Annotated in this window: 15 protein-coding genes; 6 read left to right on the top strand and 9 right to left on the bottom strand. The window is 72.4% G+C overall.

The genetic code is table 11. From position 1 onward, the window contains the following. The first annotated feature begins 139 nt into the window (after nucleotides 1–139). The 3 genes from WN71_RS04390 to WN71_RS04380 all read left to right on the top strand — a co-directional run bounded on the left by WN71_RS04390 (nucleotide 140) and on the right by WN71_RS04380 (nucleotide 4,549). Nucleotides 140–2,176, top strand: a complete 2,037-nt coding sequence (locus tag WN71_RS04390; RefSeq protein ID WP_046584684.1) for a TerD family protein — start codon at nucleotides 140–142, stop codon at nucleotides 2,174–2,176. A 183-nt stretch (nucleotides 2,177–2,359) separates the two neighbouring features. Continuing rightward, on the top strand, nucleotides 2,360–3,370 hold the full coding sequence (locus WN71_RS04385) for a TerC/Alx family metal homeostasis membrane protein (RefSeq protein WP_046584685.1): 1,011 nt from the start codon (nucleotides 2,360–2,362) through the stop codon (nucleotides 3,368–3,370). Nucleotides 3,371–3,448: 78 nt separating this feature from the next. Continuing rightward, nucleotides 3,449–4,549, top strand: coding sequence for a calcium:cation antiporter (locus WN71_RS04380; protein ID WP_046584686.1), 1,101 nt, complete (start codon nucleotides 3,449–3,451; stop codon nucleotides 4,547–4,549). A gap of 15 nt (nucleotides 4,550–4,564) precedes the next feature. Here the strand turns inward: WN71_RS04380 and WN71_RS04375 are convergent, their stop codons facing one another. Then, the gene (locus tag WN71_RS04375) at nucleotides 4,565–5,608 is read right to left on the bottom strand and encodes a S66 family peptidase (RefSeq protein ID WP_046584687.1); all 1,044 of its coding nucleotides are present in this window, start codon (nucleotides 5,606–5,608) and stop codon (nucleotides 4,565–4,567) included. Nucleotides 5,609–5,709: 101 nt separating this feature from the next. Between WN71_RS04375 and aroQ the strand changes: the two genes are divergently transcribed. Beyond that, nucleotides 5,710–6,183, top strand: coding sequence for a type II 3-dehydroquinate dehydratase (gene aroQ / locus WN71_RS04370; RefSeq protein WP_046584688.1), 474 nt, complete (start codon nucleotides 5,710–5,712; stop codon nucleotides 6,181–6,183). Between the two features lie 22 nt (nucleotides 6,184–6,205). Here aroQ and WN71_RS04365 read toward each other — a convergent pair whose 3' ends face one another. The 5 genes from WN71_RS04365 to WN71_RS04345 all read right to left on the bottom strand — a co-directional run bounded on the left by WN71_RS04365 (nucleotide 6,206) and on the right by WN71_RS04345 (nucleotide 10,641). Continuing rightward, nucleotides 6,206–6,934 carry an amino acid ABC transporter ATP-binding protein gene (locus tag WN71_RS04365; RefSeq protein WP_046584713.1) on the bottom strand — a complete coding sequence of 243 codons (729 nt, stop codon included), beginning with the start codon at nucleotides 6,932–6,934 and terminating at the stop codon, nucleotides 6,206–6,208. Nucleotides 6,935–7,011: 77 nt separating this feature from the next. Beyond that, on the bottom strand, nucleotides 7,012–7,875 hold the full coding sequence (locus WN71_RS04360) for an amino acid ABC transporter permease (RefSeq protein WP_420856450.1): 864 nt from the start codon (nucleotides 7,873–7,875) through the stop codon (nucleotides 7,012–7,014). A gap of 50 nt (nucleotides 7,876–7,925) precedes the next feature. Then, nucleotides 7,926–8,816, bottom strand: coding sequence for an ABC transporter substrate-binding protein (locus WN71_RS04355; protein WP_046584690.1), 891 nt, complete (start codon nucleotides 8,814–8,816; stop codon nucleotides 7,926–7,928). 471 nt (nucleotides 8,817–9,287) lie between these two features. Further along, on the bottom strand, nucleotides 9,288–9,944 hold the full coding sequence (locus WN71_RS04350; protein WP_046584691.1) for an MBL fold metallo-hydrolase: 657 nt from the start codon (nucleotides 9,942–9,944) through the stop codon (nucleotides 9,288–9,290). Between the two features lie 10 nt (nucleotides 9,945–9,954). Then, the gene (locus WN71_RS04345) at nucleotides 9,955–10,641 is read right to left on the bottom strand and encodes a maleylpyruvate isomerase family mycothiol-dependent enzyme (protein ID WP_046584692.1); all 687 of its coding nucleotides are present in this window, start codon (nucleotides 10,639–10,641) and stop codon (nucleotides 9,955–9,957) included. 243 nt (nucleotides 10,642–10,884) lie between these two features. Here WN71_RS04345 and uvrA point away from each other — a divergent pair, with 243 nt between their 5' ends. Beyond that, the gene (uvrA, locus tag WN71_RS04340) at nucleotides 10,885–13,983 is read left to right on the top strand and encodes an excinuclease ABC subunit UvrA (RefSeq protein ID WP_046584693.1); all 3,099 of its coding nucleotides are present in this window, start codon (nucleotides 10,885–10,887) and stop codon (nucleotides 13,981–13,983) included. A 108-nt stretch (nucleotides 13,984–14,091) separates the two neighbouring features. Here the strand turns inward: uvrA and WN71_RS04335 are convergent, their stop codons facing one another. Together WN71_RS04335 and WN71_RS04330 are read right to left on the bottom strand one after the other, a co-directional pair. Further along, entirely contained in the window at nucleotides 14,092–15,003 is a 912-nt protein-coding gene (locus WN71_RS04335) for a carbohydrate kinase family protein (protein ID WP_046584694.1), read from the bottom strand. 95 nt (nucleotides 15,004–15,098) lie between these two features. Further along, nucleotides 15,099–16,265 carry a LacI family DNA-binding transcriptional regulator gene (locus WN71_RS04330; RefSeq protein ID WP_046584695.1) on the bottom strand — a complete coding sequence of 389 codons (1,167 nt, stop codon included), beginning with the start codon at nucleotides 16,263–16,265 and terminating at the stop codon, nucleotides 15,099–15,101. A 239-nt stretch (nucleotides 16,266–16,504) separates the two neighbouring features. Here WN71_RS04330 and WN71_RS04325 point away from each other — a divergent pair, with 239 nt between their 5' ends. Continuing rightward, complete coding sequence (locus WN71_RS04325) at nucleotides 16,505–16,930, top strand: Rieske (2Fe-2S) protein (protein ID WP_046584696.1); 426 nt, start codon at nucleotides 16,505–16,507, stop codon at nucleotides 16,928–16,930. A 3-nt stretch (nucleotides 16,931–16,933) separates the two neighbouring features. Here WN71_RS04325 and WN71_RS04320 read toward each other — a convergent pair whose 3' ends face one another. Continuing rightward, the gene (locus tag WN71_RS04320; RefSeq protein WP_046584697.1) at nucleotides 16,934–17,881 is read right to left on the bottom strand and encodes a hypothetical protein; all 948 of its coding nucleotides are present in this window, start codon (nucleotides 17,879–17,881) and stop codon (nucleotides 16,934–16,936) included. Nucleotides 17,882–17,992: the final 111 nt, after the last annotated feature.

Raw genomic sequence — 17,992 nt, 5'->3', positions numbered from 1 at the left:
CGGGGACGGCAGGGACCGCAGCGGTGACCTGACGGGCGCGACCCGGCGGGTGCCGCTCGGGCGGCGGCGCTCGGCAGAGGCACACCGACAAGCCGACACGGCGATACGGCGACATGGCGACACAGGGGGACGAGGGGCGATGACGGCCGAGCTGGTGCGGGGGCAGAACCATCCGCTCTCCCAGGTCCGCCTGGAGATCCGGATCTCGGCCGGCCGGCCCGTCGTGGCCGCGGCCACGCTCAGCGACCACAACGGCAAGGCGCAGGGGACCGACGGGGTCGCCCACCCCGGCGCCCCCGTCCTGCCGGGGCTGGAAGTGCCCCGGCAGGCGGCCGCCGAGCACCGGCTCGCCGTGGACCTCGCCGCCATGCCGGAGACCGTCCACCGGGTCAACGTCCTGCTCGCCCTGCCCACCCGGGCGGGCGGCCCGACCCGGTTCGGCGCCGTGGCCGCGCCCTTCGTCGCGGTCACCGGCCTCGACGGCACCGGCATCGCCGGATACACCATCACCGGCCTGGACGCCGAGTCGGCCGTCGTGGCGATCGAGCTGTACCGCAGGCAGGACGCCTGGAAGGTGCGCGCCGTCGGCCAGGGCTACGCCGGCGGCCTGGCCGCCCTCCTCACCGACCAGGGCCTGCCGCAGGCCCAGCAACTCGCGGACGGCATCCAGGACGCGGTCGCCCAGGGCCTCGCCCGCGCCGTACCGGCCCCGCCGCCACGCCCGGCCGACGCCGACCGCGCCCGCCCCGCCACCGCATCCCTGCCGGGCGCCGACCCGGCCGGCCAGGGTGCCGGCGGCTCGGCCACCCAGGGCATCACCGGTCCAGGAGCCCAGGGCGCGACCGGCCCCGCCGGTCAGGGCACCGTCGGTCCGGTGCCCGCACCGCCGTATCCCCCGGGCGAACCGCAGGGCACCTCCGGCACGCAGTCGCCCGCCGGGACGCCCACGGGCGGCCCGATCGACTACCGCCACCCGGGTCGGGCGACCTCTGCTCCGCCGCCGCCCGCGCCCACGGCGCCGCCCGCCGCCCCCGGACAGCCGGCGCCGCCCGTCGCGGGCGACGCCACCGGCTGGTCCATGGACGAGCGGCTGTACAACCAGGTCTGGGGCATGTTCGAGGATCTGGCCCGCTCCACCGCGGCGTACCGCAGCGCCGTCGACTTCGCGGACTCCCGGATGGAGAAGGAGCTCGACCAGGCCCTGTCCGACCCGCGCAACCGGATCGGCGGCCAGGGCGACGCCGTGCGCGAGGCCGCGCAGGACAAGCACGCCCTGCTCGTGGACCAGGCGCGGGCGGCCTACGACCGCGACCTCGCGCAGCTCACCGCCGAGTCCGACGTCGTCGAGCCCGCTCTGCCGCCCGCCTATGCCCGCTGGGACAACCCCGTCTGGCACGGCTACCGGGCGCCGATGGAGATGCCCATGGCGGTCCGCCTCGGGGACCTGCACCTTCCCGAGAGCGAGCCGCTGCGCATCCCGATGCTGGTGCGGCTGCCGCTCGAACGTGGGCTGTGGATCGACAGCGGGCCCGTGCCCTCGCTCGACGACGAGTACGCCGACTCGACGGAGAGCCGTCATCTCGCGATGGTGGCGGCCGTGGCGCTCGCGAGCCGGCTGCTGGCCGTGTATCCGCCGGGCGACTTCGGTGTCCATGTGATCGACCCGGCCGGCGCGGGGGCCCGCGCGCTGGCGCCGCTGGCGGGGGCCGGTGTGCTCGCGTCCGGGCCGGCGGCGGGCGCGGCGGGCGTCGCCGAGGTGCTGTCCCGGCTGACCGAGCGGGTCGACCTGGTACAGATGGCGCTGCGTGGCGGCGCCGCCGACGCGCTGCCGCCGGGCCTGGACACGGCTCAGCAGCTGCTGGTCGTCAACGACTTCCCGCACGGCTTCGACGACCGGGCCGTGACCCAGCTGCGGTACATCGCGGACGAGGGACCCGCGGTCGGCGTCCACCTGCTGATGGTCGCGGATCGCGAGGACGCGTCCGCCTACGGTCCTCTGCTGGATCCGCTGTGGCGTTCGCTGCTGCGACTGACCCCGGTCCCGGACGACCACCTCGCCGACCCCTGGATCGGTCACGCCTGGACCTTCGAGCCGGCGCTCGTCCCCGCCGGGAGTCAGGTGCTGGAGCGCGTGCTGGCCGAGGTGGCGCGCGCCCGCCGCGAATGGAACCGCTGACCGCGATCGGCACCGACACCCTCACCAAGAGTAAGTAAAAGCCGCCTGACCTGCACTCTTGGATTTTCCTTTACCAATCCCTTTACCTTTCCTTGGTGATTGGCTACGCTTTTTCCCACGGAGGCGAGCCAGTGACCTCCGGCAGCGACGACGCTGTGTTTGCCGCTATGTGCCGGAGGCGCTGTGGATGTTTCCCTGACCCTGTGGGTCCTGACCATCGTGGGGCTTGCCGCCCTCATCGCGGTCGACTTCTTCATCGGTCGCAAACCGCATGACGTCTCGATCAAGGAAGCGGGCATCTGGACGGTCGTCTGGATCGCTCTCGCCGGGCTCTTCGGGCTCGGCCTGCTCCTCTTCGGCGGCGGACAGCCGGCCGGAGAGTTCTTCGCCGGTTTCATCACCGAGAAGTCGCTCAGCGTCGACAACCTCTTCGTCTTCGTCCTGATCATGGCGAAGTTCGCGGTGCCCTCGCAGTACCAGCAGCGGGTGCTGCTGGTCGGCGTCCTGATAGCCCTGGTGCTGCGGGCCGCCTTCATCGCGGCCGGCGCCGCCATCCTCGCCAGCTTCTCCTGGGTCTTCTTCCTCTTCGGCGCCTTCCTCATCTGGACCGCCTGGAAGCTGGTCCAGGAGGCACGGGCCGACGAGGCCGACGAGGAGTTCGAGGAGAACAAGCTGCTCAAGGCGGCCGAGCGCCGCTTCGGGGTCGCCGACCGCTACCACGGCACCAAGCTGTGGATCCGTCAGAACGGCAAGCGCGTGATGACGCCGATGCTGGTCGTGATGCTCGCGATCGGCACCACGGACGTCCTGTTCGCCCTCGACTCGATCCCCGCGATCTTCGGTCTGACGCAGGACCCGTACATCGTCTTCACGGCCAACGCCTTCGCCCTGATGGGACTGCGGCAGCTCTACTTCCTCATCGGCGGACTGCTGAAGAAGCTGGTGCACCTCTCCTACGGCCTGTCGATCATCCTCGGCTTCATCGGCGTGAAGCTGGTGCTCCACGCGCTGCACGAGGCCGGGGTGCATGCCCCCGAGATCTCCATACCGGTCTCCCTGGGCGTGATCTGCGCCGTTCTGATCGTCACCACCCTCACCAGCCTCCGGGCCTCCCGGAAGCAGGAGGCGGCCGAGCAGGCGGAGCGGGCGGCACAGGGCGGCGAGGGCGCCGCGAAGGACCGCGTCGGTGCGTGAGCGAGGCACCCGGCGACACCCCGCGGGGCCCGCGGGCGCCGGGGTGCGGCGTCCGGGAGCCTCTGCGACGATCCCAGCATGATCGCTCAGCTCAGATCGCTCACACACCGGTGGACGCATCTCGTGCCGGTACTGGCGGTCGTGCTGCTGGCCTTCACCTGGGGCCGGGATCTGCCCGGCGCGGTCGTCGCGCTGGTCTCCCTCGTCCTCGCCGGTGCGGTCCTGGCCGCGGTGCACCACGCCGAGGTCGTCGCCCACCGAGTGGGGGAACCCTTCGGCTCGCTGGTCCTCGCCGTTGCGGTGACGATCATCGAGGTCGCACTGATCGTCACGCTCATGGTGGACGGCGGCGGCAAGAGTTCCACCCTCGCCAGGGACACGGTCTTCGCGGCCGTGATGATCGCCTGCAACGGCATCGTCGGGCTCTGCCTCATCGTCGCCTCGCTCCGCCACGGCACGGCGGTGTTCAACCCGGAGGGCACCGGAGCCGCCCTCGCCACCGTGGCGACCCTGGCCACGCTCAGTCTGGTGCTGCCGACCTTCACCACGAGCGCGCCCGGACCGGAGTTCTCCGGTGTGCAGCTGACGTTCGCGGCGGTGTCGTCGCTGATCCTCTACGGACTGTTCGTGGCGACCCAGACCGTGCGGCACCGGGACTACTTCCTGCCGGTCACCCGGCAGGGCGAAGCGATCACCATGGAGGACCACGCGCAGGCACCGTCGGCGCGCACCACCTGGATCAGCCTCGGCCTGCTCGGCCTCGCCCTCATCGGCGTGGTCGGGCTCGCCAAGGGCGTCTCGCCCACCATCGAGTCGGGGGTGGAGGCCGCCGGGCTGCACCAGGCCGTCGTCGGTGTGATCATCGCGCTGCTCGTCCTGCTGCCGGAGACGATCGCCGCGCTGCGCGCCGCCCGCCGCGACCGGGTGCAGACCAGCCTCAACCTGGCGCTGGGCTCGGCGATGGCCAGCATCGGCCTGACCGTGCCCGCCGTCGCGCTCGCCTCCATCTGGCTGTCCGGACCGCTGGTCCTCGGCCTCTACCCGTCCCACATGCTGCTGCTCGCCCTGACCGTGGTGGTCAGCTCCCTGACCGTGGTGCCCGGCCGGGCCACCCTGCTCCAGGGCGGCGTCCACGTGGTGATCTTCGCCGCCTACCTGGAGCTGGCCATCAACCCCTGAACGGCGGGGGGCGGGTCAGTACGTGACGGTGATCCGCCGCGCCGGGCCGTCCACGCGGATCGTGCCGCCGTAGGGGATGACGAGCTGCGGGTCCGTGTGGCCGAGGTCCACGTCGAAGACGGCCGTCATGCCGGGGGCGTAGAGGCGCAGGGCGCGTTCGACGGCCTCGCGCTGCTCGGCGGCGTAGCGCGCGCCGTCCTCGGGGCTGTTCGGCCGTTCGAAGGACCAGGTCTTGGGGCGGCCCATCAGCAGCGCCGAGAAGCGTTGCAGCAGGCCGCGCTCGCCCATGTTCCGCAGGGTCCGGAAGACCTCCGTGGCGCTCGGCAGCTCCTCCGACGTCTCCAGGAAGAGCACGCCGCCGTCGTACACGGACAGGTCCCGCGCGATCTCGCGGTCCGCCATCAGCAGCCAACCGAGGATCTCCAGGTTCCCGCCCCAGCCACGGCCCTCGACCACGCGGTCGGCGCCCACCCAGCTCCAGCCGGTGCCGGGCCGGGTCCCGGGCTCGGCCTCGAAGGTGGCGGGGTCGGCCCAGTCGCGGTTGACGTCGTTCCAGCGCTCGGCGGGCGCGAGGTCGTAGGGCCCGGAGGTGAACAGCGCGGCCCGCAGGGAGTCCGCGGTCTGCGGGTGCAGGGCACCGGGGCGCCCCAGCTCCACCATCACGCAGGCGCCGTGGTAGCCGACGATGCCGGTGTTGTACAGGAAGGCCAGCAGGTTGGTGTTGTCGCTCATCCCGAAGAACGGCTTCGGGTTGGCCCGGATCAACTCCCGGTCCAGCAGCGGCAGCACCGTGATCTGGTCCTCGCCGCCGATGGACGCGACGATCGCCCGCACCTGCGGATCGGCGAAGGCCGCGTGGATGTCGTCGGCGCGTTCCCGGGGCGTGGCCCCCATCCTGCGGGTGGACGGGTACTCGACCGGTTCGAGCCCGAACTCCTTCCGCAGCCGCTCGAGTCCGAGCTCGTACGGGCGCGGGAAGAGGGCCGGCAGGCCCGAGGAGGGCGAGATGACCGCGATGCGGTCGCCGGGGGAGGGCTTCGGCGGGTACGAGATCGTCACACCGGGAGGGTAGGGCCGTCGGGGGCGTCGGCGCACCGTGATAAACCGGGTACGAGGAGCGGTCGCGGACGGGCCGCTGTGTCGAACGGACCGGAGGAACCGTGCCCCGCACCCTGGCCAACGCCCCGATCATGATCCTCAACGGACCCAACCTGAACCTGCTGGGCCAGCGCCAGCCGGAGATCTACGGCAAGGACACGCTCGCGGACGTGGAGGCGCTGTGCGCGAAGACGGCGGCCGCGCACGGCGGTTCGACCGACTTCCGGCAGTCCAACCACGAGGGCGAACTGGTCGACTGGATCCACGAGGCACGGCTCGGCCACTGCGGGATCGTCATCAACCCCGGCGCCTACTCGCACACCTCGGTCGCGATCCTGGACGCGCTCAACACCTGTGACGGGCTGCCCGTGCTGGAGGTCCACATCTCCAACATCCATCAGCGCGAGGCGTTCCGGCACCACTCCTACGTCTCGCTGCGCGCCGACGGCGTCATCGCGGGATGCGGCGTCCAGGGCTACGCGTTCGCCGTGGAGCGGGTGGCGGCCCTGTCGGGAGCCGGCCGGGCCGACGCCTGACCGACGGGCGCGCCACCACCCCTCAAAGGCGCCCCGCGTCCACGATCCGCCGCAGGAAGCGCCGCGTGCGCTCCTGCTGCGGGTCGCCGAAGACCTCGTCGGCGGTGCCGCGTTCCAGCACCACCCCGCCGTCCAGGAAGCACACCTGGTCGGCGACGTCCCGCGCGAAGCCCATCTCGTGCGTGGCGAGCACCATCGTCATGCCGTCGTTCTTCAGGTCACGCACCACGTTCAGCACCTCACCCACGAGTTCGGGGTCCAGCGCCGCGGTGATCTCGTCGAGGAGCAGCAGCCGGGGACGTACGGCCACGGCGCGGGCGATCGCCACGCGCTGCTGCTGACCGCCGCTCAGCCGGTCGGGATACTCGGCCGCCCTGGCGCCCAGCCCGAGCCGCTCCAGCAGGCCTCTGGCGTGCTCCTCGGCCTCCGCGCGGGGCACTCCGTGCACCCGCCGCGGCGCGAGCGTGATGTTCTCCAGCACGGTCATGTGCGGGAAGAGGTTGTACGCCTGGAAGACCACACCGATCCGGCGGCGCACGGCGTCCTGGTCGGTGCGCGGGTCGGTGATCTCCTCGCCGTCCAGCCAGATCGCGCCGTCGTCTATCTCCTCCAGCAGGTTCGCGCAGCGCAGCAGCGTGGACTTGCCGGAGCCCGACGCGCCGATCAGCGCGGTCACCGTGTGCGGGGCGACCTCCAGGTCCACGTCGCGCAGGACGACCGAGCCGCCGAAGGTCTTGCGGACCGACTCCATCCGCAGCACCGAGGTGTCGCCCGCGCTCTCCCGGGGGGTGCCGGGCTCCGGGGCGCCGGACTTCTGCAGGATCTCGCTCACAGGATCCCTCCCTGGGCCCGCTGCCGGTCCATCCGCGCCGTCACCCAGTCCGTGAAGCGCGTCATCGGGATGGTCAGCGCCACGAAGAGCAGGCCCGCGACGATGTAGGGCGTGTAGTTGAGACTGCGGCCGACGATGATGTCCGCCGCGCGTACGGCGTCGATGGCGCCGCCGATCGAGACGAGACCGGTGTCCTTCTGGAGCGACACGAGGTCGTTGAGGAGCGGCGGCACCTGGCGGCGCACCGCCTGCGGCAGCACCACGTACCGCAGCGCCTGCCGGTTGGTCAGCCCGAGCGAGCGGGCCGCGGCGCGCTGCGAGGGGTGCACGGACTCGATGCCGGCGCGGAACACCTCGGCGACGTACGCCGCGTACGTCAGCGTCAGCGCCGTGCCGCCCAGCAGCACCGGGTCCACGGTCACGCCCTGGAGGCGCAGCGCGGGCACGCCGAGGACGACGATCATCAGGTTGATGATCAGGGGCAGCCCGCGGAAGAAGTCCGTGTACGCCGCCGCCAGCACCCGGAGCGGGAAGAACACCGGGCCGCGCAGCGTGCGCGCGATCGCGATCAGCATCCCGAGCACCAGGACGGCGGCCCCGCAGACGAACAGCAGCCGGATGTTCAGCCACAGCCCGTCGAGGACCTTCGGGAACGCCTCGCGCGCGTACTGCGCGCTGAAGAACGTCTCCTTGGTGCGGGGCCAGCCGGGCGCGTCGACGACGACCAGGTACAGCACGGCGGCGGTGACGAGGGTGGAGAGCGCGGCGATCGCGGTCGCGCGCCGGGCGCGTGCGCGCTTGTGGCGCTCGCGCTCGATCCGCCGCTGCGACGGGGTGTAGGCGTCGTCCGCGCCGGCCATGCCGCCCTCGCCGTCGGCGCCCTCCCGTCCGGAGTCGGTCTGTGCGACGGTCACTTGAGCACCGGGGCGTCGACGGCGTCGGACAGCCACTGCTGCTCGATCGAGGCCAGCGTGCCGTTCTTGCGCAGGGTGTCCACGGCGTTCGTGACGCACGAGGTGAGCGCGCTGCCCTTGTCGAGCACCAGGCCGAACTGCTCCGGCGTGCCGCCCTGGTTCTCGAACTGCCCGACGATCTTGGCGTCCGTCACCTCGGCGGCGGTGATGTAGAAGGCGGTGGGCAGGTCGGTGACGATGGCGTCGACCTGACCGTTCTTCAGGGCCGACTTCGCCTGGTCGTTCTTGCCGTAGACGGCGGGCTGCTGCTGCGGCTTCACGACGTCCTGGATGTAGTCGAGGCTCGTGGTGCCGACCTGGGCGCCCAGCTTCAGCTTCTTGAGGTCGGCGATGCTGGTCGCCTTCGCCGCCTTGGTGCCCTTCAGGGCGATGACGGCCTGGCGCACGTCGTAGTAGCCGGACGAGAAGTCCACGGCCTTCTTGCGCTCGTCGCTGATGGACACCTGGTTGATGTCGAAGTCGAAGGTCTTCACGCCCGGCGCGAACGCCTTGTTGAACGGCACGCTCTGCCAGACGACGGCGCTCTTGTCGTAGCCGAGCTGCTTCGCCACGGCGTAGGCGACCGCCGACTCGAAGCCCTTGCCGTTGGCGGGCTTGTCGTCCTTGAACCAGGGCTCGTACGCCGGCTCGTCGGTGGCGATCGTCAGCTTGCCGGACGACTTGGTCGCCAGCTTGCCCTTGGCACAGGTCGCGGCGGCCGAACCGGAGGCCGAGCCGGACGCCTTCTCCTCGGGCTGCGGAGCGCAGCCCACGGCGGTGGCGGTGGCGAGCAGGGTGAGCGTGACGGCCGCTACGGCGCGGCGCAGCGTGCGAGGGGCGAGATGCATGGCGGGAGAGTGACAGCGAAAGCCGCGTTTGTCCAGGTCAAGCGGGAGATTGTCCGCATGGTGGGAACGGGTGTTGCGGTGGTGTGAACGCGGGCGTGCGTCGGCTCGCCCGAGCCACCGGTGTGAGCGGAGCAATGACACCGGGTGTGTCGTCGGAACGCGCGGGCGTGCGGGTGGTGGCGCACGCCGGGGCGTGGGGGGCGCGTGCGCGGGGCGCATCACATGAGGGCGTGCGCCCGGCGCGCAAGTCCGCCGATGCGCCGGGCGTGCACGCAAAGCCACACGCCGAGCGTGCGACCTCGCGTGTACGCCCGGCGCTCGACTGCGAGTGCGCGCCGGGCGTGCGGCAGTGGCTACGCGCCCGGCGCGCGACCGGCGTCGTACAACCGGCGGGAGATCCAAGGCGCACGCCCCGTCCCCGTGCCCCCGCTTGCGGCGCCCTGCTCGCGGCGCCCGCTCACCGCCCCGCTCTCACCACCCGCGCGCGTGCCACTCCGGCAGGTGCGGGCGCTCGGCGCCCAGCGTGGTGTCGTTGCCGTGCCCGGGGTAGACCCAGGTCTCGTCCGGGAGCGTGCCGAAGATCTTCGTCTCCACGTCGTGGATGAGGCTGGCGAACGCCTCGGGGTCCTTGAAGGTGTTGCCGACGCCGCCAGGGAAGAGGCAGTCCCCGGTGAAGACGTGGGGGTGCCCGTGCGGGTCGTCGTAGACGAGCGCGACGGAGCCCGGCGTGTGCCCGACCAGGTGGCGGGCGGTCAGTTCGACCCGGCCCACGCGCACGACGTCGCCGTCCGCCAGCGGGACGTCGGTCGGCACCGGGATGCCCTCGGCGTCGTCCCGCCCGGCGTACGTACGGGCGCCGGTCGCGGCGACGACCTCGGCGAGCGCCTGCCAGTGGTCGCCGTGCCGGTGCGTGGTGACGACCGAGGCGATGCCGTCGTCCCCGATGGTGCCGAGCAGCGTCTCCGCCTCGTTGGCCGCGTCGATCAGCAACTGCTCGTCCGTGGCGCGGCAGCGCAGCAGATACGCGTTGTTGTCCATCGGGCCGACCGCGATCTTGGTGATGATCAGGTCCTTGAGCTCGTGCACGTCCGCGGGGCCGCCGACCCGCACCTCTCCGGTGTACGTCATGGCCGTCAGCCTATAGCGGGGGGAGTGCCGGGAGCGTGCCGCCGGCTGCGGCCAGGGCGGCCCCGTCGCGGCGTCCGGCGAGCCAGCCGAGCAGGTCCGCGGGGCTTCCGGTGACGGTGACGTCGGGCTCCGCCGCCGCCCGTCCGGTGCTCCACGCGCGCGTGCCGTCCGTGACCCGGGTCGGCGGCACGTCGGCATGTCCGAGGAAGCGGGCGGTGAGGAAGTCGATCTCGCGCTCGGTGAACTCCGCCGGAAGGTCTTCCAGCTCGTATCCGACGCCGAGGTCCACGTGGTGCAGCTCGACCTCGATCCAGCGCCGGAAGGGCACGCGGGCCGCGGCGTCGGTGACGCCGTTGCGCAGCTCCACCGTGCGCGACCAGTCCGCGGGCGCCGCGCCCGCCTCCTGGAAGCGCTCGGCGCTCTCGCGCAGGTCGGCGAGGTGCGCGTCCAGGGGGCGCGGGGCGTCCCGGCCGATGTCGGCGTCACGGGCGTCGCCGGACACGTACATGGGCCGGCCCTCGAGAACGTTCACGAGGGCGTCGGCGTTGCGGGAGAGGTGCGCGAGGACGTGGCCGCGCGTCCAGCCGGGCAGCCGTGACGGCTCCGCCACCGACGCGTTGTCCAGGGCGGCGGCCGCGGACAGCAGCCGGTCGGTCGCTTCGCGTACGGATGCCAGGTCATGGCCGTGATCCATCATGGCGCCGACCCTAGCCCCGCCACCCCTTTGGGTGAAGGTGGTGAAGTGATGCCCGAAATCGAAAGTGCGTGCTATAGGCTCGGCGGCGGCGTCGGGCATGTTGGACGGCCCGGGATTGTTATGTCCCTCGGGAATCCGACCGGCGTTGTCAGTGGCTCCCCCTAGTCTGAAACGCACAGGGCCTGGCCCCTGTCCACGGGGGTTCCGCCCCCGTCACTTCACTCAAGAAAGGTGCGGACCGGCGTGGCCGACCGTCTCATCGTCCGTGGCGCGCGCGAGCACAACCTGAAGAACGTCTCGCTCGACCTGCCTCGGGACTCGCTCATCGTCTTCACGGGCCTGTCCGGGTCGGGCAAGTCCTCCCTGGCCTTCGACACGATCTTCGCCGAGGGCCAGCGGCGCTATGTGGAATCGCTGTCCTCGTACGCCCGCCAGTTCCTCGGGCAGATGGACAAGCCGGACGTCGACTTCATCGAGGGCCTGTCCCCGGCGGTCTCCATCGACCAGAAGTCGACCTCGCGCAACCCGCGCTCGACGGTCGGCACGATCACCGAGGTCTACGACTACCTCCGGCTGCTGTTCGCGCGCATCGGCAAGCCGCACTGTCCCGAGTGCGGCCGGCCCATCTCGCGCCAGTCGCCGCAGGCCATCGTCGACCGGGTGCTGGAGCTGCCGGAGGGCAGCCGCTTCCAGGTCCTGTCGCCGCTGGTGCGCGAGCGCAAGGGCGAGTTCGTCGACCTGTTCGCCGACCTCCAGACCAAGGGCTACAGCCGCGCGCGCGTGGACGGGCAGACCGTCCAGCTCTCCGAGCCGCCCACGCTGAAGAAGCAGGAGAAGCACACCATCGAGGTGGTCGTCGACCGCCTCACGGTGAAGGACTCCGCCAAGCGCCGCCTCACCGACTCCGTGGAGACCGCCCTCGGCCTGTCCGGCGGCATGGTCGTGCTCGACTTCGTCGACCTCCCCGAGGACGACCCCGAGCGCGAGCGCATGTACTCCGAGCACCTGTACTGCCCGTACGACGATCTGTCCTTCGAGGAGCTCGAGCCCCGCTCCTTCTCCTTCAACTCGCCCTTCGGCGCCTGCCCCGAGTGCACGGGTATCGGCACGCGCATGGAGGTCGACCCGGAGCTGATCGTCCCCGACGAGGACAAGTCGCTCGACGAGGGCGCCATCCACCCCTGGTCGCACGGGCACACCAAGGACTACTTCGGAAGGCTGATCGGCGCCCTCGCGGACGCCCTCGGCTTCCGCACCGACATCCCCTTCGCCGGTCTGCCGCAGCGCGCCCGCAAGGCCCTGCTGTACGGCCACAAGACGCAGATCGAGGTCCGCTACCGCAACCGGTACGGCCGCGAGCGGGTGTACACCACGCCGTTCGAGGGCGCGGTCCCGTTCGTCAAGCGCCGGCACGGCGAGGCCGAGAGCGACGCGAGCCGCGAGCGCTTCGAGGGCTACATGCGCGAGGTGCCCTGCCCGACCTGCCAGGGCACGCGACTGAAGCCGATCGTCCTCGCCGTCACGATCATGGAGAAGTCCATCGCGGAGGTCTCCGCGATGTCGATCAGCGACTGCGCGGACTTCCTGGGCGAGCTCAGGCTCAGCGCCCGCGACAAGAAGATCGCCGAACGGGTGCTGAAGGAGGTCAACGAGCGGCTGCGCTTCCTGGTCGACGTCGGCCTCGACTACCTCTCGCTCAACCGCGCGGCGGGCACGCTGTCCGGTGGCGAGGCGCAGCGCATCCGCCTGGCCACCCAGATCGGCTCCGGCCTCGTCGGCGTGCTGTACGTCCTGGACGAGCCGTCCATCGGCCTGCACCAGCGCGACAACCACCGGCTGATCGAGACCCTGGTCCGGCTGCGGGACATGGGCAACACGCTCATCGTCGTCGAGCACGACGAGGACACCATCAAGGTGGCCGACTGGGTCGTCGACATCGGCCCCGGCGCGGGCGAGCACGGCGGCAAGGTCGTGCACAGCGGCTCCCTGAAGGAACTGCTCGCCAACACCGAGTCCCAGACCGGGCAGTACCTGTCCGGCAGCAAGGCCATCCCGCTGCCGGACATCCGGCGCCCGATCGACCCCTCGCGCCGGCTCACCGTGCGCGGGGCCCGGGAGAACAACCTCCAGGACATCGACGTGTCCTTCCCGCTCGGCGTGTTCACCGCGGTCACGGGCGTGTCCGGCTCCGGCAAGTCGACGCTGGTCAACGACATCCTCTACACCCACCTGGCGCGCGAGCTGAACGGCGCGCGGAACGTGCCGGGCCGGCACACCCGCGTCGACGGCGACGACCTCGTCGACAAGGTCGTGCACGTCGACCAGTCACCCATCGGGCGCACCCCGCGCTCCAACCCGGCGACGTACACCGGAGTCTTCGACCACGTCCGCAAGCTGTTCGCCGAGACCACCGAGGCGAAGGTCCGCGGCTACATGCCCGGCCGCTTCTCCTTCAACGTCAAGGGCGGCCGCTGCGAGAACTGCGCGGGCGACGGCACGATCAAGATCGAGATGAACTTCCTCCCGGACGTCTACGTCCCGTGCGAGGTCTGCCACGGGGCCCGCTACAACCGGGAGACCCTGGAGGTCCACTACAAGGGCAAGTCCATCGCCGACGTGCTGAACATGCCGATCGAGGAGGCCACGGAGTTCTTCGAGGCCGTCCCCGCGATCGCCCGGCACCTCAACACCCTCAAGGACGTCGGCCTCGGCTATGTCCGTCTCGGCCAGTCCGCCACCACGCTCTCCGGCGGCGAGGCGCAGCGCGTCAAGCTGGCCAGCGAGCTCCAGCGCCGCTCCACCGGCCGTACGGTCTACGTGCTGGACGAGCCGACCACCGGCCTGCACTTCGAGGACATCAGCAAGCTGCTGAAGGTGCTCTCCGGCCTGGTCGAGAAGGGCAACTCGGTCATCGTCATCGAGCACAACCTCGATGTCATCAAGACCGCGGACTGGGTCGTCGACATGGGCCCCGAGGGCGGCGCCGGCGGCGGTCTGGTGATCGCCGAGGGCACGCCCGAGGAGGTCGCCGGGGTCCCGGCCAGCCACACCGGCAAGTTCCTGCGCGAGATCCTCGGCGCCGACCGGATCAGCGACGCGGAGCCGGTGAAGGCACCGCGCGGTGCCGCGGCGAAGAAGAAGACGGTCGCGGCCGCGTCGGCGGCGAAGCGGACGGCGACGGCCAGGACGTCCGACACCACGGCCGCCAAGAAGACGGCTGCCGAGAAGACGGCCACGAAGAAGACGGCCGCCACCAAGAAGACGGCGGCCGCCAAGAAGACCGCCGCGACCGCCAAGAAGGCGGCTCCCGCCAAGCGGACGACGCGGAGCCGTACCGCCTGACGGCAGGAGGTACGGCAGGACGGCGGCAGTGAGAAGGCGGTGTCCGGCGGGGAAAACCCCGCCGGACACCGCTTTCGTCATCTCGTACGTCGCTCTATCGCTACGTCGCTACAGCGCGCCCAGCTCCGAGGCGTACGGCGGCTCGGCGCCCGCCCGGGAGCAGGTGACGGCCGCCGCGCGGGCCGCGAACCGCAGCAGCCGTGTCCAGCCGTCCGCGCCCAGGGCGGCGAGCGCGGCGGGGGAGAGGGCGTCCTGGACGCGCAGGCCGTGCAGCAGGGCGGCGTTCACCGTGTCACCGGCCCCGATCGTGTCGATCACGTCGGTCTTCTCGCCCGGCACCGAGTGTTCGGCGCCGTCCCGCGTGAACACGCTCAGGCCGTCGCCGCCCCGGGTGACGACGACGGCCGCGGGACCGGCGGCCAGCCACTCGCGCGGGCTGCCGCCCAGCCACTCGGCGTCCTCCGCGGACAGCTTCAGCAGGGACACCGACGGCAGCCAGCCGAGGAATCGCGCGCGGTAGGCGTCGGCGTCCGGGATCAGCCCGGCCCGGACGTTGGGGTCGAGCGTCGTGAACACTCCCTGGGCGGCGGCGCGGCGCAGCAGCTCCTCGTACGCGCCGGCGCCGGGTTCCAGGACGAGGGAGCAGGTGCCGAAGGACACCGCGCGGGTCCCGGCCGGGAGCGCGGCGGGCGCCGCGAAGAGCCGGTCGGCGGTGCCGTCGACGTAGAAGGAGTACGAGGCGGACCCGTGCCCGTCGAGGGTGGCGACGGCGAGTGTGGTCGGCTCGGGACCGCGCTGCACGGCGGAGACGTCCACCCCCGCGTGCCGCAGCCCGTCGATCAGGGCCTCGCCGAACGCGTCGGAGGAGACGCGGGAGCAGAAGGCGGTGGGGGAGCCGAGGCGGCCGAGGGCCACGGCCGTGTTGTACGGGCCGCCGCCGCGCGCCGGCCGCAGGGTCGCGAGGGCGCCCGTGCCCTGCGGGACGAGATCGATCAGGGCCTCACCGGCGACGACGATCACGGGACGGTTCCTTTCTCGGGGAGTTTCGGGGAGGGCGGGCTCTTGGGGAGGTCGGGCTCCCGGGGGCTTCGACGAAGGTCCGACTCTCGGGGGCGTCAGGTGAGGACCGGCCCGGACTGCTCGGGGGACGGCTCGTCCGGGCAGCCGCAGGAGTCGCGGTGCACGAAGGCGCACGGCAGCCGGACCGTGCGGGCGGGCCGGTCCGGCGAGGCGAGCCGGTCCAGCAGCACACGCACCGCCTCGGCGCCGATCTCCCGGCTGGGCTGGGCGATCGCGGTGAGCCGGGGCGCGAACAGATCCGCCCAGGCGAAGTCGTCGAAGCAGCACAGGGCGAGGTCGCCCGGCACGGACAGGCCGCGCCGGCGCAGGGCGCGCAGGGCGCCGATGGTCATGGCGTTGTTGGCGGTGACGAGCGCCGTAGGCGGGGCGGCGAGGTCGAGCAGGGCCTCGGCGGCCCGTTCGCCGCCGTCCACGGCCGAGTCGCCGCAGACCACGAGCCGCTCGTCGTGGGGGAGTCCGGCGGCCGCGAGGCCGTGCCGGTGGCCGGCGACGCGCTCGGTGGTGGTGCTGAGGCCGGGCAGGCCCGCGACCAGCCCGATCCGGCGGTGCCCGAGGTCTGCCAGATGGGTGACGAGCCGGGCCATGGGGGCGACGTTCTCGGCGGCCACCTGATCGAAGGGCGCACCACCCGCGTCCCCGGCGCCGCCCGAGCCCCTCCCGTCGCCGTGCCGGTCCTCGCCGCCGTGCCGGTACTGGCCGTCTCGCCGGTCCTCGCTCTCGTACCGTTCTTCGCCGTCTCGCCGGTCCTCGTCCTCGTCCACCACCCGGTCGAGGAGCACGGTCGGCACCCGGTGCCGCCGCAGGTAGGCGAGCAGGGCGTCGGGCCGGGCCGACGGGGCGACGATGAGGCCGTCCACGCGGCGCTCGTGCAACAGGTGGACGACCTTGCGCTCGTGCTCGGGATCGTCGTGCGGATCGGCGATGAGCAGGCTGTAGCCGTGCTCCAGGGCGCAGGCCTCCACGCCCTGGAGGATCTCCGTGAAGTACGGGTTGCTGATCGCCGACACGGCCAGGCCGATGGAGCGGGTCCTCGCGGTCACCAGGGAGCGGGCGAGGGTGTTGGGCGTGTAGCCCAGGGTCTCCACGGCGTCGAGTACCGCCTGCCGGGTGTGCGGGAGCACCGGGCGGGTGCCGTTCAGCACGTGCGAGACGGTCGCCACGGACACACCGGCGGCCCGCGCGACGTCGGCCATGGTGGGCATCGCGCTCCCTTCCCGGCGCCACGGCGACCGGGACCCCGGCCGCCACGCCCGGGACCGTACCGCATCCGACAGGGGGCGTAAACGCTTGCGCAAGCGTTTACGTCCGGGCAACCCGGTCCAACCCGCCTCGCTCGCAGCGGCTATCGTCGGCGTGCACCGATCACATCCGGCGCGCGTCGTCTCGGGGCCCGCGCGTCACGGCCCGGCCGCGCGCCGGGCGGAACCACTGGAGAACGCTCATGCCCGGCCGACCCCCCACGAGCCGTCGTACCGTCCTGGGCGCGGCGGCGCTCACCCCCGTCGCCGGGCTCGGCCTGGCCGCCTGTTCGACGGGCGGCGGGAGCGACGCGGCGGCCACGCCGACGGCGCCCGTGGACCTCGGCCCGGAGAGCGCGGTCGCGAAGGGCGGCGCCAAGCTGTACCGGGACGAGAACGTGGTGGTCGGCCGGGCCGCGGACGGCAGCCTCACGGCGCACAGCTCGATCTGCACGCACGCCGGGTGCGCGATCAACAAACTGGAGGGGACCACCCTGATCTGCCCCTGCCACGGCAGCGAGTTCGACGCGCGGACCGGCAAGGTGCTGCGGGCCCCGGCCACCGAGCCGCTGACCGAGCTGTCCGTGCAGGCGAAGAACGGCAGGATCGTGGCCGGCCCGCGGAAGTGACGCTCACTCCCAGTCCCAGCCGATGCCCACGATCCCCGAGCGGACCCGGGGCTCGACCAGATGCACCGAGCGGTTCAGGCCGCTGAGGGCCAGGTCCTGCCGGCCGCTGCGCGGCGCGGCCGCCGAGGGCTGGGTGAAGCGGTGGCAGCGCACCGGCAGTGTGCCGCCGTCGAATCGCACCTGGAGCGCGTACTGGCCGCCCGGCAGACCGAAGTCGCGGGCGTACTCGCGGGAGACACCCGCGGTGCCGTCCTCGACGCCGTAGCGGAAGAGGAAGGTGTCGCCGGAGCGCAGCCGCGTGTCGAAGAGCAGCTCGGCCACGAGCACGCCGGTCTCGCGGTGCCACAGCACCCGGCCGGTGCGGCAGTTGTCCAGGGCGCGCACGGCCATCCGGTCCGGGGCGCAGCCGGGGTCGCCGTGGTGGACGGCGACGAAGCGGTCGACGCCGTCGCGGTGGGCCCGCACGATGTGGTGCGACTCGCGCGCCGCCAGCTCGCGCCGGGCGCCGATCCGGACCCGCTCGTGGTGGGCGAGGGTGTGCAGGCCGCCGTCCGGTGCGGACTCCAGTTCGGCCAGCAGCCGGCCGAGCACGTCGGACGCCTCCAGCAGGGCGCGGTAGGAGCGGGCCGCGGGGCGCTGGGCGGCCGCCCGCTCGTCGGCCTCGGCGAGCAGCCGGATCAGCGACTCCTCCGGCAGCTGGAGTATCTCCTCCAGAGCCCGTACCGCCCGCAGCGACTCGGGGCGCTGCGGGCGTCGTGCGCCCTGCTGCCAGTAGCTCAGGCTGGTCACGCCCACCTTCACCCCGCGGCGGGACAGATGGTGCTGCACGCGCTGGAGGGGCAGTCCGCGGGCGGCGATGGCGGCGCGCAGCGCGACGTGGAAGGGGCCGCCTTGCAGAGCCGAGTCCAGGTCCGCGGCGGCGGGGTCCGCGTGCTCCATGGCATGCCGCATGCAGGCGCCTCTCTGTGAATGCTCGCGACGGCTGGTCGGACCGTCGCGTGGTGGCCGGGGCCGTCCCCCGCGGATCCGGGGCACGGGCCGAACCGCACGCAGGCCGTGCGC

The sequence above is a fragment of the Streptomyces mangrovisoli genome, from assembly GCF_000974985.2.
GTDB lineage: Bacteria > Actinomycetota > Actinomycetes > Streptomycetales > Streptomycetaceae > Streptomyces > Streptomyces mangrovisoli.
The sequence above is the reverse complement of the archived record's forward strand: the minus strand, read 5'-3'. Positions and strand labels throughout refer to the sequence as shown.

Excerpts from the sequence above, each read along its gene's own strand:
- WN71_RS04390 (WP_046584684.1), top strand. The coding sequence starts at position 140 with ATGACGGCCGAGCTGGTGCGGGGGCAGAACCATCCGCTCTCCCAGGTC.
- WN71_RS04380 (WP_046584686.1), top strand. The coding sequence starts at position 3,449 with ATGATCGCTCAGCTCAGATCGCTCACACACCGGTGGACGCATCTCGTG.
- WN71_RS04365 (WP_046584713.1), bottom strand. The coding sequence starts at position 6,934 with ATGGAGTCGGTCCGCAAGACCTTCGGCGGCTCGGTCGTCCTGCGCGAC.
- WN71_RS04360 (WP_420856450.1), bottom strand. The coding sequence starts at position 7,875 with ATGGCCGGCGCGGACGACGCCTACACCCCGTCGCAGCGGCGGATCGAG.
- WN71_RS04355 (WP_046584690.1), bottom strand. The coding sequence starts at position 8,816 with ATGCATCTCGCCCCTCGCACGCTGCGCCGCGCCGTAGCGGCCGTCACG.
- WN71_RS04350 (WP_046584691.1), bottom strand. The coding sequence starts at position 9,944 with ATGACGTACACCGGAGAGGTGCGGGTCGGCGGCCCCGCGGACGTGCAC.
- WN71_RS04345 (WP_046584692.1), bottom strand. The coding sequence starts at position 10,641 with ATGATGGATCACGGCCATGACCTGGCATCCGTACGCGAAGCGACCGAC.
- WN71_RS04330 (WP_046584695.1), bottom strand. The coding sequence starts at position 16,265 with ATGCCCACCATGGCCGACGTCGCGCGGGCCGCCGGTGTGTCCGTGGCG.
- WN71_RS04325 (WP_046584696.1), top strand. The coding sequence starts at position 16,505 with ATGCCCGGCCGACCCCCCACGAGCCGTCGTACCGTCCTGGGCGCGGCG.
- WN71_RS04320 (WP_046584697.1), bottom strand. The coding sequence starts at position 17,881 with ATGCGGCATGCCATGGAGCACGCGGACCCCGCCGCCGCGGACCTGGAC.